The 13,668-nt window shown below is 67.8% G+C and carries 14 protein-coding genes; 2 read left to right on the top strand and 12 right to left on the bottom strand.

Annotated elements, in window-relative coordinates:
• Positions 1 to 38 precede the first annotated feature (38 nt).
• The 8 genes from ACY48E_RS13270 to ssd form a co-directional block, all read right to left on the bottom strand.
• A complete protein-coding gene (locus ACY48E_RS13270; protein WP_462872763.1) occupies positions 39 to 1,349 on the bottom strand; it encodes an MFS transporter in 1,311 nt (436 codons plus the stop codon).
• 168 nt (positions 1,350 to 1,517) lie between these two features.
• Positions 1,518 to 1,916, bottom strand: a complete 399-nt coding sequence (locus tag ACY48E_RS13265) for an Rv3654c family TadE-like protein (RefSeq protein ID WP_462872678.1) — start codon at positions 1,914 to 1,916, stop codon at positions 1,518 to 1,520.
• A complete protein-coding gene (locus ACY48E_RS13260; RefSeq protein WP_462872677.1) occupies positions 1,913 to 2,248 on the bottom strand; it encodes a TadE family type IV pilus minor pilin in 336 nt (111 codons plus the stop codon). The genes ACY48E_RS13265 and ACY48E_RS13260 overlap by 4 nt, the downstream gene beginning before the upstream one ends.
• Before the next feature lie 62 nt (positions 2,249 to 2,310).
• Positions 2,311 to 2,502, bottom strand: a complete 192-nt coding sequence (locus ACY48E_RS13255) for a DUF4244 domain-containing protein (RefSeq protein WP_462872762.1) — start codon at positions 2,500 to 2,502, stop codon at positions 2,311 to 2,313.
• Positions 2,503 to 2,613: 111 nt separating this feature from the next.
• A complete protein-coding gene (locus ACY48E_RS13250) occupies positions 2,614 to 3,180 on the bottom strand; it encodes a type II secretion system F family protein (protein WP_462872761.1) in 567 nt (188 codons plus the stop codon).
• Complete coding sequence (locus ACY48E_RS13245; protein WP_462872676.1) at positions 3,180 to 3,959, bottom strand: type II secretion system F family protein; 780 nt, start codon at positions 3,957 to 3,959, stop codon at positions 3,180 to 3,182. The genes ACY48E_RS13250 and ACY48E_RS13245 overlap by 1 nt, the downstream gene beginning before the upstream one ends.
• On the bottom strand, positions 3,956 to 5,128 hold the full coding sequence (locus ACY48E_RS13240) for a TadA family conjugal transfer-associated ATPase (RefSeq protein ID WP_462872675.1): 1,173 nt from the start codon (positions 5,126 to 5,128) through the stop codon (positions 3,956 to 3,958). Before ACY48E_RS13240 ends, ACY48E_RS13245 begins: the two co-directional genes overlap by 4 nt.
• Positions 5,125 to 6,177 (bottom strand): septum site-determining protein Ssd, encoded by a 1,053-nt coding sequence (gene ssd, locus ACY48E_RS13235; RefSeq protein ID WP_462872674.1) that lies wholly within the window; start codon positions 6,175 to 6,177, stop codon positions 5,125 to 5,127. The genes ACY48E_RS13240 and ssd overlap by 4 nt, the downstream gene beginning before the upstream one ends.
• A gap of 202 nt (positions 6,178 to 6,379) precedes the next feature.
• Here ssd and ACY48E_RS13230 point away from each other — a divergent pair, with 202 nt between their 5' ends.
• Positions 6,380 to 7,885: an HNH endonuclease signature motif containing protein gene (locus tag ACY48E_RS13230; RefSeq protein ID WP_462872673.1), complete on the top strand. Its 1,506-nt coding sequence runs from the start codon at positions 6,380 to 6,382 to the stop codon at positions 7,883 to 7,885.
• A gap of 244 nt (positions 7,886 to 8,129) precedes the next feature.
• On the top strand, positions 8,130 to 8,945 hold the full coding sequence (locus ACY48E_RS13225) for an HAD family hydrolase (RefSeq protein ID WP_462872672.1): 816 nt from the start codon (positions 8,130 to 8,132) through the stop codon (positions 8,943 to 8,945).
• 368 nt (positions 8,946 to 9,313) lie between these two features.
• Here the strand turns inward: ACY48E_RS13225 and ACY48E_RS13220 are convergent, their stop codons facing one another.
• The 4 genes from ACY48E_RS13220 to ACY48E_RS13205 are packed head-to-tail and all read right to left on the bottom strand — an operon-like array spanning position 9,314 to position 13,595.
• A complete protein-coding gene (locus tag ACY48E_RS13220) occupies positions 9,314 to 10,063 on the bottom strand; it encodes a Fic family protein (RefSeq protein WP_462872671.1) in 750 nt (249 codons plus the stop codon).
• A 19-nt stretch (positions 10,064 to 10,082) separates the two neighbouring features.
• The gene (locus tag ACY48E_RS13215) at positions 10,083 to 11,732 is read right to left on the bottom strand and encodes an ABC transporter ATP-binding protein (RefSeq protein WP_462872760.1); all 1,650 of its coding nucleotides are present in this window, start codon (positions 11,730 to 11,732) and stop codon (positions 10,083 to 10,085) included.
• Positions 11,733 to 11,754: 22 nt separating this feature from the next.
• A complete protein-coding gene (locus ACY48E_RS13210) occupies positions 11,755 to 12,648 on the bottom strand; it encodes an ABC transporter permease (protein ID WP_462872670.1) in 894 nt (297 codons plus the stop codon).
• A 26-nt stretch (positions 12,649 to 12,674) separates the two neighbouring features.
• Entirely contained in the window at positions 12,675 to 13,595 is a 921-nt protein-coding gene (locus tag ACY48E_RS13205) for an ABC transporter permease (RefSeq protein ID WP_462872669.1), read from the bottom strand.
• Between the last annotated feature and the right edge of the window lie 73 nt (positions 13,596 to 13,668).

The raw sequence follows: 13,668 nt of genomic DNA, 5'->3' as shown, positions 1-13,668 counted from the left end.
GCACACCATTCATTACGCATGGGTAACGATGAGGAACGTCATCGCTGCTTCACCGATGCGGAGTAGTTGTCCGCCTCCGTGTCCAAATAGGTGACCGGCCGGTTCTTCAGCACCACCGCGTACACCACGAGGGAGATCCCGATCGCGGCAATGACGTAGACCGAGAACGCGTCGAGCGCGTCGCGCTTCTTGGCTGCCTCGTAGATCAACGGCGAGGTTCCACCGAAAATCGAGTTGGCCAACGCATATCCGAGCCCGACACCGAGGGCGCGCACATGGGCAGGGAACAGTTCTGCCTTCACGATCGCGTTGATCGATGTGTATCCGGTGAGGATCACATAGGTCACGGCAAGCAGCGCAAACGACGCCAGCGGTGTGGTCACCCGGGGCAGCAGGTCGAGGAACGTCCAGGTCCACAGCACCCCGGCCACACCGAATCCGACGAGCAGCGGCTTGCGTCCTATCTTGTCGCTGAGCAGGCCGCCGAGCGGTTGGATGAGCATCAGCAGGACCAGCGCGGCAAGATTGATCCACGTCGCGGTCATGCCCTGACCGCTGTACGCGGATTTCACGATCGCCGGGCCGTTGACGCTGTAGGTGTAGAAAGCGACCGTTCCACCGAGGGTCACCAGGAAGCAGATCAGGAGTTGCTTCGGATACGCGGTGAGCAACTCGGTCATGGATCCGCTGCGACGGCCGGTGGTGTCGACGGTGAGGGACTCGTCCATGCTGCGCCGCAGCCAGAACACCACCACCGCGGCCACAGCACCGATCACGAACGCGATCCGCCACCCGAACGATCGAATCTGCTCGTCGGTCAGCAACCACTGCTGGGTGAGCAGGGTCAGTTGGGCCAGTACATGGCCGCCGACGAGGGTGACGTACTGGAACGACGAGAAGAAGCCACGGCGACCCGGTGTCGCCGCCTCCGACATGTACGTCGCAGAGGTGCCGTACTCCCCGCCGGTGGCGAAACCCTGCAGCAGGCGGCAGAGCACAAGGATCACCACGGCCGACGACCCGATGGTCGACGCAGTGGGGGTGAGAGCGATGGCCAAGGAAGCCGCCGCCATCACCGAGATGCTCAGTACCAGTGCGGGTCTGCGTCCGTGCCGGTCGGCATAGCGGCCGAAGAACCACGACCCGACCGGTCGCATCACGAACGTCACCGCAAAGATCGCCGACGTGTAGATCCCGGCGTTCGGCTCCCCGTCGGCGAAGAAGCTGCCCTGGAAGTACGTGGCGAAGACGGTGTAGACGTACACGTCGTACCACTCGACGAGGTTGCCCAATGAGCCGCGCACAGTGTTGAACACCGCCCGACCGGTGCTGGTGGGCGTTCGCGCCACCCCGGCCTGTGGTTGCCGGGCCTGTGGTTGCCGGGCATGCCGCTGCTGGGCCTGCGGTTGCTGGGACACGGGGCGACTCCTCGGCGGTGCGCGGCTGGTGCGACTTGGGACGTTAACCACCGACACGGCGACCGAACTCCGTTTCGTCGTGAAAACAACGAACAATAATCAGGGGCCCGATTCGTCCGGCCCGGCCCGAGCGGACGCGATCGCATCACGCACCCCGAGCCGCGCGAGGACGGTGGGCACGCTCACCCGAACCTGCACGTCCCACCCGTCGACTCGACAGTCCTGAACTCGCGCCCGCATCCGCGCGGCCGACGCGCGCGCGGCGGCACACCCGGCCTCGACGCCCCGCTCGACCGCGTACGCACCGGCCAGCGCCGACAGATCCGCGGCCGACTGCGCTCGGTGCCGAGATGCCACCGCGCCACCGACCCCGATGACCAGCGCCGCGATCACCACCAGCGCCATCACCACCAATGCCCCGACGATGGTTGCCGAACCGCTGTCATTGGTCACGAGATCCTCCGCCGCGAGTTCCTCCGCCGCGAGTTCCCCGGTCACGGCGGGCTCCCGGCGGAGAGGGGCTCAGCGGTGCGTGGTTCGGTGGCCGCCACGGCCTCGGCCGAGACCTCGAACCACGGAACGGGCGACGGCGCCGACACCACGGCCACCACCGTCGTCCCCTCCTCCCGCAGCACCACACGCGCACCCCGCGGCCCCACCCGCTCGGCCGCCGACACCGCCGACGACGCATCTCCCCGCGCCGCCAATCGCGCTGCTTCTCGTGCAGCATCGATGCACCGCACATCGGCCACGACGGCGGCGATGGCGCCGAGGCACAGCACCACCACGGCGATGATCGACGTCAACGCGATCGCCGCCTCCACCGTCACCGCGCCACAATCGCCGGCCGGGTCCGGACGGGTGGGCCCCGAAAGGATGGGACTCGGCGCTGTCAGGTCTGGGTGTTCAGCGCCTTGTCGATGATCGAGGTCAACGCCGTCACGATGCTGTCGCCGGTGACAACGGTATAGAGCACCGCCCCGAACGCTGCGGCTGCGATGGTGCCGATCGCGTACTCGGCCGTCGACATCCCGTCGTCCTCGGCAGCGAACGTCATCGTTCGAATCCTGATCTCGTCCAGCATGTTCGACCACTTCGTCGTGTTCGACCACTTCGTCGTTCCCATCGTCTCCGACATCACTGTCCCCCTCATGTGTTCGCGACGCCCTGTTGCGTCGACGTGTGGACGCGGCGGTCACAGCAGACCCCCACGTAGAACGGTGCCCGCCAACCCGATCACCACGGGCACGATGCCCAGACACAGGAAGGCGGGTAGGAAGCACAGCCCGAGCGGGCCGGAGATCAAGACCCCTGCTCGTTCGGCGGCTGCCGCGGCAGCGTCCTCGGCCTCGGCACGGCGAGTGGCGGCGAGCTCCGAGATACCCTCTGCCAGTGAGGATCCCGACCTCGCCGATCGACGGGCCATCCTGGCCAGTGCCTCGGTCTCGGGGTCGTCGGCCACCGACTCCCACGCCGCCACCGGATCTGCACCCATCGCAAGCAGGTCCGCAGCGCGAACGAGATTGCGCCCGAGCGGCTCCGGCGCCGACGTGGACACCGCCTGCGCCGCCGCCGCAACGTCCAGCCCCGATCGAAGGCACGCCGCGAGCAGGTCGAGAGCACCCGCCACCGCGAGAGGGTCGGGCGCACCGGGGGCGTCGGGAGGGGCGATCACCGTCTCCACGGCGTGAAGCCGCGCACGACCACCCGTCGACCGCGGCAACACCACCAGCGCTGCGGCCAGGAGAACCAACACCACCATCACTGCGCCACCACGTCGGTGATCCGGTCGGTCCACAGCAGGCCGGCGCACACCAGTGCCGTCCCGATCATCAGCAGAATCCCACCGAGTCCTCCGCCGAACAGCACGGCGAGCGGCGCCGCGCCGATCATCTGGCCGAGCACGACCCCCAGCACCGGCAGTGCGGCCAACACCAGCGCCGTCGCTCGCGCGCCCGCCAGAGCAGCGTGGGTTCGACGGGCGAATTGACGCCGCCCGGCAATGTCGGCGCGCGAGGCGTCCAGCAGGGTCGCCAGCGCCAGGCCGTGCGACTCGGCGAGCGCCCAGACACGCCCGATTCGGGTTGTCACCGCAGCGGCCGGACCGTCGGCGGAACCGACCGCCGCCGCCGCGGATCCTCCCAACCGTGCGCGTGCGGCCGCCGCGGCGAAGACCCCGTCGTCGTTCGATTCGCGTGCAGCGCTCTCGCATGCCGCAGCAGGATGAGCGCCGACGCGCAGTTCGGCGATCAGAACCTCGAGACCGGCAGTGAGCGCCTCTACCGCCCGATCGTGTTCGGCCTGCGCCCGACCCCGCCGGTAGCGCAGGTAGAGAGTGCCCGCGAGGGTCGCCGCCGCCACTGCCACCGCGGTGCCGGCCAACCAGGCGAGCACCCCTCCCGCCACTGCCGCCGCGGCGGCACACACTGCCGGCGCGATCACCGGGAGCTGCCTCGGGGCGATCGGTGCGAGCCGCCCGCGCACCGACGGCGCGGGAACGACCAGGACGGCTGCGGCGATCAGAGCCAGGGCCGCACTCACGGCGTTCTCGCTGCGATGACACGCTCGAGAGCATCACGATCGACCGCGGACCCGTCCGCGCGCCACGCCGGCACCACGGTCACCATGGCGTTCGATCCGCGCCGAACAACCCCGATCTGGGCCAGCTCCCGCCGACCATCGGCGTCACGGCGCACATGCAGTACCACCTGCACTGCGGCCGCCAGCTGGCTGTGCAGGGCCGCACGGGAGAGTCCTCCCAGCGCTGCGAGGGCCTCCAGGCGAGCGGGAACCTCGTCGGGCGAATTGGCGTGGACTGTTCCGGCGCCGCCGTCGTGCCCGGTGTTGAGCGCGGTGAGCAGGTCGACCACCTCCGCCCCACGCACCTCACCCACCACGATGCGATCGGGGCGCATCCGCAGGGCCTGCCGGACGAGATCGCGGATCGTCACCTCACCGATACCCTCGACATTGGCCGGTCGCGCGACGAGCCGCACCACGTGCGGATGGGTGGGCGCCAGCTCGGCGGCGTCCTCGACGCACACGATGCGCTCGTCCGCGGACACCTCGCCCAACATGGCGGCCAGCACCGTCGTCTTTCCTGCACCGGTCCCACCGACGACGAGGAACGCCAACCGGGCCGCAATGATGCGGCGCAGCATGATTGCGGCTTCGGGCGCGATGGTGCCGCGGTGTTCGAGCGCGGCCAGGCCCTGGGTCGCGGGGCGCAGGACCCGTAGCGACAGACAGGTTCCACCCTGCGCCACCGGCGCTAGAACTGCGTGCAGTCGCACTCCGAAGCTGCCGTGTCCGACACCGGGCAGGCGGCCGTCGACCCACGGCTGTGCATCGTCGAGCCGCCGACCTGCCGAGAGCGCGAGCCGCTGAGCGAGCCGCCGAACCGCTGCCTCGTCAGGGAACGTCACAGGCGATCGCACCAGACCGCCGCCCCGATCGACCCAGACGTCCGTGGGCGAGGTCACCAGGACGTCGGTGACCGCACCGTCGTGCAGAAGCGAGTCCAACGGTCCCGCCCCGGTGAGCTCGGTGTCCAGCAGGTGCAGCGCAGAGAGCAGTTCCGTATCGCCCAGTACACCGCCCGCTTCGGCGCGCAGAGCGGCCGCGAGCACAGCCGGGGTGGGCGCTTCGGTGCTCTGAGCCAGGCGTTCTCTGACCCTGTCCAGGAGGTCGGTGGAGATCCATGCGGTCATCGGCGTGCCCCGAGGATCTGCAGAACCTCGCGTGCTCCGACCGCGAGCGCCGAACGGCCGACCAGACGAAGACCACCACGGTCGACTGCAGCGTCGAGGCCGCGGTGTGGTCGCATCGAGGTCAACAGGGGGAGCCCCACAATGTCGACGACGTCCGACGTGGCGAGGCCCCCTGGCGCCGGCCCGCGCACCAGCAACCCCACGTGCGCGGTCATACGGCCGAGCCGCTCTGCGGTCAGTGCGGCCGAGGCGACGGCGCGCACGCGTGCCGGAACCACCAGCACGGCGAGGTCCGCCCGCTCGAGAACCAGATCCGCGGTCTCGGTGCGAGTGCGTGGCAGGTCGCACACCACGAGGTCACCTGCCGCACGGGCGGCGTCGACCACGGCCGCTGCCGCCGCCGGGGACGGATGGGTCAGGCCCACCGCATCCCGCCTGGTGGTCAGAGCGGACACCGAACCACGGTTCGGTAGTGCGCCGTGCAGCGCCGCGGCACTGACCCGACCGCCGTCGAGCACGAGGTCGGGCCAGCGCAGCCCGCTGCGGCCCTCCCACCCCAGCAGCAGATCCAAACCCCCGCCGTGCGGATCGACGTCGACCAACAGCGTTCGACCGTGATCGTTGGCGAGGGCGAGAGCTGCAGCGAACGTAGACGCTCCCGCACCTCCGCAGCCACCGACGACGGCCACGACCGTTCCGTCACCTCCGTCGTCCACGGACTCGGCGAGCGCGCGCACAAGGTGGGTCTCGTGCTCGGGAAGAACGAACACCGCGTCGGCGCCCACCTCGGTTGCCGCTCGCCAGTGTTCGACGTCGGCCTGCTCGTTCGCCAGCAGCAGCGTGCCGTGTCGGCGAGGAAAGCGCTGTTCCGCAATGAATTCGGCGGATTCGACGTCGACGAGGACCAGCGCGGCCGACTCCCACTCGGCGCGGTTCGACGGCTCCGACCGCTCGACCAGCTCCCGGTCGACGGCCGCCGCGACACGGCGAGCTGCGGTCAGCAGCGCGCGGTCACGGCAGATCGCAAGCACGGGTCGGGAAGGTGTCATGGCGTCATCGTGCACCCGAGGGTGGCCGGTGATCCAGTGACAGTCATTGAGGCTGTGGATGATTCACGTCCTGTGGATAACTGCGAGCGGCCCCTCGGGTGGTGGTGTAGGGAACCGCACCGCAGCGCCGAGCGGAACATGTAACGGAATTGTTATCGAACATATGTTCTATGATCGAGGGATCAGCAGTAGGGTCGAGGGTATGAAATCGGGCGGACCGACGAGCGAACACGGCTCGGCCACAACATATTCGGGAGCCAGCGGGTATACACCCGGTGGTTTCACCGCCGACGGCGTCGTTCCGGAGCGACCCACCGCGATGGACGATGCGCTCATCTCGGCCATCGGTGCCGCGCGAGATGGAGTTCAGGCACTGATGTCCACCGAGCGCTGCCACCTCACCGCGCCTGATCTGGTGACGCTCTACCGCGAAATCGACTCGTTGACCAGACTTCTCGTTGGTGCTGGGCACCAGGTTCTGGCGGACATCGTCGACACCGAAGCGCTGCAGGATCACCCGCACACCACCCGCAACGCGCTGGCCGACCTCATTCACATCACGGGTTCCGACGCGAGCAGGCGTCTGCGACTCGCACAGTTGCTCACGCCCGGACGGTCCATCACCGGCCAGGAGCTGCCACCCGTCCTCGAGCACACTGCCCGAGGCGTACGCAGCGGGACCATCAGCCCGTCCAACGTCACCGTGATCGTGGACTTCTTCAACCATCTGTCCACTGCGACGGATCCGGTCGTGCGCGCCGAGGCCGAGGAGGCTCTGGCCTACTACGCCACGGCACTTCCACCGGAGCAGCTGCGAGCACTCGCCAATCGACTGCTGCAACGCATCGATGCCGACGGCCCGGAGCCGATCATCGGTCCCGACACAGCCCGCAAGCGCTTCTTCCGCCTCGGCGAACAAGGACCGGACGGATTGAGCACCGGCTCGTTCTGCATCGACGCGGAGCTGCGTGCGTACCTCGAGTCCGTGCTTGCGAAATATGCACGCCCCGGCTTCTGCAATCCCGACGACCCGGACCCGTCGGCCGATACCGATACCGACACCGACACCGACACCGACACCGAGGAGACACGCGCGCGACGCGACACTCGAACCAGCGGACAGCGGGCCCATGATGCAGTCAAAATGCTGTTCTCATCGGTGATCTCGTCGGGAATTCTGGGGCGCAATCGCGGCGCACCCGTCATTCCCATCATTACGATGACGCTTGCAGATCTGGAAAATGCAACCGGCCTCGCGCTCACGGCGACGGGATCATCGATCTCCATTCCCGATGCGATACGAATGGCGGCATCGGTACACCCGTACCTGCTCGTGCTGGACCACCGGAATGTGCCGCTGTACCTCGGCCGGACGAGGAGGATCGCGTCGGTCGACCAACGCCTCGCGCTCTACGCGAGCGAGCGCGGGTGCACGTTCCCTGGATGCAGCCGGCCCGCCACCGAGACCGAGGTGCACCACCGCACCGAGTGGGCCCGCGGCGGAACCACGGACATGGACCAGCTCACCCTCGCCTGCCCGCGCCACCACGGTCTAGTCGGCGACGAGGACAGCAGTTGGGCCACTTCGATGGCACCGCAGGGGCATCCGTTCGCGGGGCGAACGCTGTGGCATCCCCCGGTCGGGCTGGATCCCGACCGGACCGGTCGGGTGAACCACTTCCACCACCCGGACGAGCTACTTCCATGATCGACGCCGACTGCCACGATCAGCTCGCGCAAAGGGACGACCCCCGCCAGGGGGGGTGGCGGGGGTCGTCAGTGATCAGCCCCGGGGGGGTGGGCTGATCACGCCCGGACGGATCCGGGATGTCTGTAAGCCTACACCCGTGCATCCACCTTTCGCGCCCATCCATGACAACCCGTGCGCGCATTTTCGCCCTATCCTCGGGGCTGTGAGTGCACCCGCAGACAAAGCAGACCACAATCCTGTTATGACGATTGATAGCAGACCTGTGGCAGCTTTTTTCGACCTCGACAAGACGGTGATCGCCAAGTCCAGCGCGCTCGCGTTCAGCCGGCCGTTCTTCGATCAGGGGTTGATCAATCGGCGGGCAGTGCTCAAGAGCAGCTACGCCCAGTTCCTGTTCTTGGTGTCCGGTGCCGACCACGACCAGATGGAGCGGATGCGAGCCAACTTGGCCAACATGTGCACCGGGTGGGACGCCGAGCAGGTGCGCGCGATCGTGGCCGAGACGCTCCACGACGTGGTGGATCCTCTCGTCTACGCCGAGGCGACCGACCTGATCGCCGATCACAGGCAGCGCAGGCATCGGGTGGTGGTGGTGTCGGCGTCCGGTGAGGAGATGGTTCGACCGATCGCGGCGATGCTCGGCGCGGACGAGGTTGCAGCCACTCGCATGGCCGTGGTGGATGGAAAGTTCAACGGGGACATCGAGTTCTACTGCTACGGAGCCGGCAAGGTGGAGGCGATGACACAGCTCGCCGAACGGGACGGGTACCGCCTGGCCGACTGCTACGCGTACTCCGACTCGATCACCGACCTTCCGATGCTCGAGGCGGTGGGTCATCCCACAGCAGTGAATCCGGACCGCGCCCTGCGCAAGGAGGCCGCCGCGCGCGGCTGGCCGATACTGACGTTCTCCAATCCCGTCTCGCTGCAGGCGCGGCTGAGCACTCCGACGCCGACATCCGCAGCGGTCGCCGCGGGGGTTGCCGCCGTTGCGATCGGGGCCCTGACGTATGCCGCTGTGCGCCGGAAAAGTCGTACATTTCGACCCTTGCTGTGAAGCAGATCACAGGGTATGAATGAGGTACGGAAAGACGGAAGGCCAAGGACGAGTCGGAAGAGAAGGGTCGCCCTCCCAGCCGAGCTTTCCCAGCACGGACGTCAGGCACCCACGCGTAGCGCGCCGCTATGAAGGCACAAGCGTTGTGGGCCTGCGCAATTCGGCGAGTACGGCAAGGTGACCGCACAGCTTGCGGCGGACGAACCGTTCTCCCCGAACTCTGCGCCGAGGCCACGTGAAGAAGGACTTCACCGCAACCACAGTCAGCACGCTTGGTAACCGGGCAGTCCGTGCTCAGGGGCGGCGGGACCGATCACATCGGCCCGGCCGCCCCTTCCGTGTGAGAACCCTTCTGAGTCCCGATCCGCTCAGCCCCCGGCGTCGGCGATGGACAGTGCCTCGGTGGCGCCGGCTTCGAAGGAACCGCAGCACAGCATCACCCAGCTGCCGACGCCCTGCTCCGTTCCGGCGGCGAAACCGTCAGCGCCCGTCCGGTAGGCGGCCACTCGGCGCAGCCAGCTCACCTCCGGGACGCCGAGGTTGTGCGGATCGAGCCCGCTCGATGCCGCCACCAGCCGCGACGCCGCGCGGGCGACGATCCCGTCCGCGGTCCCGAACGGTGCGAGGGTCAGCAGTTCCCCGTGTACGACGGCGGCCAGCACGGGCGCGGGTGCCGAGGTGCCACCGGTGACGAGGTCGGCGAGCAGCCCGAGCCGCTGCCCGACGGACGAGTCGTCACGCGGTCGACCGAGCTCGGATGCGTCGGTGACCAGATCTGCCGCTGCGAGCAGATGCAGCCGGGCGAGCGCCTGCAGGGGCGCCCGCTGCCAGGTGCCCACCATGATCGGCAGCGAATCACCGTCGAGTACCTGCGCCACACGCAACGCACCGGCCAGCAACGGGTCGGCGGACTCGCCGTCGGCGGGCATATCGAGCGAGGCCCCGTCGATACCTGCGGATGCTCGCGCGGCCCGCACCGACGCCTCCGCCGCCGACGCCGGCCATCCACGGCGGTTGGTGCGGTGCCGGTGTACGGCCGAGAGGGCATCACGCGCCCGATCGGCCGCGTCCCGAACTCCGGGCAGGTTCAGCAGAGGTGCCAGGGGGTCGATGCTCACAGGCCCGACGGTACCGCTGCTACGCCTGCCCGCCGGACGCCAGGAGCTCGGCCCGCGCCTTGCGACGCTCGGCCTGTTGGGTCGGATCCGGCACGGGAACGGCCGCCAGGAGACGCTTGGTGTAGGCGTTGGTGGGCGAGCGCAGGATCTGATCCGTGGTGCCGAACTCGACGAGCTTCCCCGCGTTCATCACGGCGATGCGGCGCGCGAGCACCTCGACCACCGCGAGATCGTGGCTGATGAACAGGCACGCGAAACCGAGGTCGCGCTGCAGCTCCTGGAAGAGCTCGAGCACGCGAGCCTGCACCGACACATCGAGGGCCGACGTGGGCTCGTCCGCGACGAGCAGCGCAGGATCGAGCGCGAGCGCCCTGGCGATTCCGACGCGCTGACGCTGACCGCCCGAGAGCTGGTGCGGATACCGGTTCCTCATGCTCGGATCGAGATGAACGCGATCGAGCAGGTCGGTGACCTTCTTGTTCCGCTCGCCGCGATCGAGATCGGTGTGCAACAGCATCGGCTCGGCGATCGACTGCCCGATCGGCCACCGCGGGTTGAGCGACGAGCCCGGATCCTGGAAGACGATGCCGACCTTGCTGCGCACCGGGCGCAGTTCCTTGGTCGACGCGGTGGTGATATCGGTGCCCGCCACCTTCAGCGATCCCGAGGTCAGCTTCAGCAGCCCAACGACGGCCTTGCCGACCGTCGACTTGCCCGAGCCGGACTCGCCGACCAGGCCGACCATCTCACCGGGCTCGACGGTGAGGCTGACCTCGTCGACCGCCCGGAAGGCACCGTCACGACCGCGCCCGGGGTACTCGATGACCGCGTCGACGATCTCGAGTGCGTAGTCGGCGGTGCGTTCGACCTCGTCGACCTTGCGCCCGATGGTCGAACCCAGGTGGGGCACGGATTCGAGGAGCTGGCGCGTGTAGGGATGCTCGGCACGGTTGAAGACCGCATCGGAGGTTCCGGTCTCGACCACCCGACCGTCCTTCATGACGACGATGCGATCGGCCATGTCCGCCACGACGCCCATGTCGTGTGTGATCAGCAGGATCGCCGCGTCGACGCGTCCACGCAGATCGCGCATCAGCTCGAGAATCTCGGCCTGCACCGTAACGTCGAGTGCCGTGGTCGGCTCGTCCGCGATCAGCAGTCGCGGATCGCAGGCCAGGGCCTGGGCGATCATGGCTCGCTGACGTTGGCCGCCGGAGAGCTGGTGCGGGTAGTAGCCCACCCGGGTTTCCGGATCGGGCATCTCCACCAGCCGAAGCAGTTCCACCGCGCGCTCGCGGGCAGCCTTCTTGTCCAGATCGCTGTGGGCGCGCACGGCCTCGACGATCTGCCACCCGATCGTGTAGACGGGATTGAGCGCCGTCATCGGCTCCTGGAAGATCACCGCGACGTTCTTGCCGCGGACGCCCTGCAGCTCACGCTCGTCCAGTCCGACCAGTTCACGGCCGTCGAGTGCAATGCTGCCGGACACGCGGCTGTTGGCCGCGAGCAGGCCGGGCACGGCCATGGCGGTGGTCGACTTGCCCGACCCCGATTCGCCGACGATGGCGAGGATCTCGCCCCGACCGATACTCAGGGACACCTCGTCCACCGCTGTGGACCAGACCTTGCCGACCTGGAACTCGACAGTGAGATCGGTGACGGTGAGCAGGGTTGACGGTTCGGTCACGGGCTCAGCTCCGTCTCGGATCGAGTGCGTCGCGCAGCGCGTCGCCCATCATGATGAATGCCAGGACGGTCACCGACAGGAACCCGGCGGGGAACAGCACGAGGTACGGCGCGCTGCTGATCAGGTTCTGCGCCACGTTGATCTGCAGGCCCCACGAGATCGCGGGCGCCTGCAGACCGATGCCGAGGTAGGTCAGCGTCGCCTCTGCGGCGATGAAGATGCCGACCGAGATCGTGGCGTAGACGATCACCGGCGCGAGCGCGTTGGGCAGGATGTGCCGGACGAGGATGCGCCAGGTGGACGCGCCGAGGGCTTGAGCAGCCTGGACGTACTCGCTCTCCTTGATGGCGATGACGCTCGAGCGGACCAGTCGCATCGCCGTCATCCACCCGAACGCGATCAACGCCAACGACACGGTGTAGACGGTGCGCTCGCTGGTGACGGTGAGCAGGATCAGCGCGCCGAGGATCAGCGGAATGCCGAAGAAGATGTCGGTCAACCGTGCGAGGAAGCTGTCGAGGACGCCCCCGAAGTATCCCGCGAGCGCCCCGACCACGACACCGATGATCAGCACCCCGATCACCGACAGCAATCCGATCGCCAGTGAGATCTGGGCGCCGTAGATGACGTTGGCGTAGTAGTCGCAACCCTGGATGTCGGTGCCGAACCAGTGCTCGGAGCTGGGTGGCAACTTGGAGCGGGACAGATCGCACGCCCTCGGATCGATTCCGCGCGCGAACAGCGACGGGACGAGGGCCATCAGGATCAACAGGGTCAGCAGCACGCTGCCGATGATGAAGAAGGGGCTTCTGCGTAGGTACTTCCACGCGTTGCCCCACAGGCTGTCCTGCGCGGAGGCGTCGAGCGGAGGAATCTCCGCGGCCTTGTCGATGCTCATGTGCCAGTACCTGATTCGCTCATGTGTCAGTACCTGATTCGGGGGTCGAGGACGGCGTAGAGAACGTCGACGACGAGGTTGAAGAAGATGTAGAAGAACACCAGCAGGGTCACGATCCCCACCACCACGGCGCCCTCCTGATTCTTGACGGCGTCGAAGATCGCGCGGCCGATGCCGGGGATGTTGAAGACCGACTCGGTCACGATCGCGCCTCCGAGCAGCCCGCCGACGTCGGCGCCGATGAAGGTGACGACCGGAATCAGACTGTTGCGCAACGCATGCCGCGTCACGATTCGCCGATACCCGATTCCCTTGGCGCGGGCGGTGCGAATGTAGTCGGCATCGAGCGCCTCGACCATGGACGTGCGCGTCAGCCGCGCGACGTACGCCATCGACAGCGACGCCAGGACCAGGCCGGGAAGGATGTAGCTGTACCAGCCCTGGCTTATGCCCGCGATCGGGAACAGATCGAGCTTGAACCCGAGCACGTACTGCATGACGAACGCGAGAACGAAGACCGGGATCGAGACCAGGAACGTGGTGGACACGAGCACCAGGTTGTCGAAGAACGAGTTCTTCCTCAGGGCCGAGAGCACACCGGCCGCAATGCCGATGATGGTCTCGAACAGCACTGCGACGATGGTCAGGCGCACGGTCACCGGCAGGCGACGCTCGATGGTGTCGAGCACCGGTCGGCCGGCGAAGTCCGTTCCGAAGTCGCCCCGCAGCAGCCCGGCGATGTACTTGCCGTACTGGACGAGGAACGGATCGTCGAGGTTGTACTGGTCGCGCAACCGAGCCACGACGGCTGGGGCCAGCGGGCGATCACCGGCCAGGGCCCGGATCGGGTCACCGGGCAATGCGTAGACCATGGCGAAAATGAGAAACGAGGCACCGATCAGGACCGGGATGGTCAACAACAATCGGCGCGTGATGTAGCGGCCCACGTAGGCCCTCCTCGAGTGGTCACCGGGACTGACAACGGGTGGGGGCGGCCGCCGTGTTGGACCGCCCCCACCC

Source organism: Rhodococcus sp. AZ1 (assembly GCF_054979605.1).
This window is presented reverse-complemented; position numbering and strand designations above follow the sequence as displayed.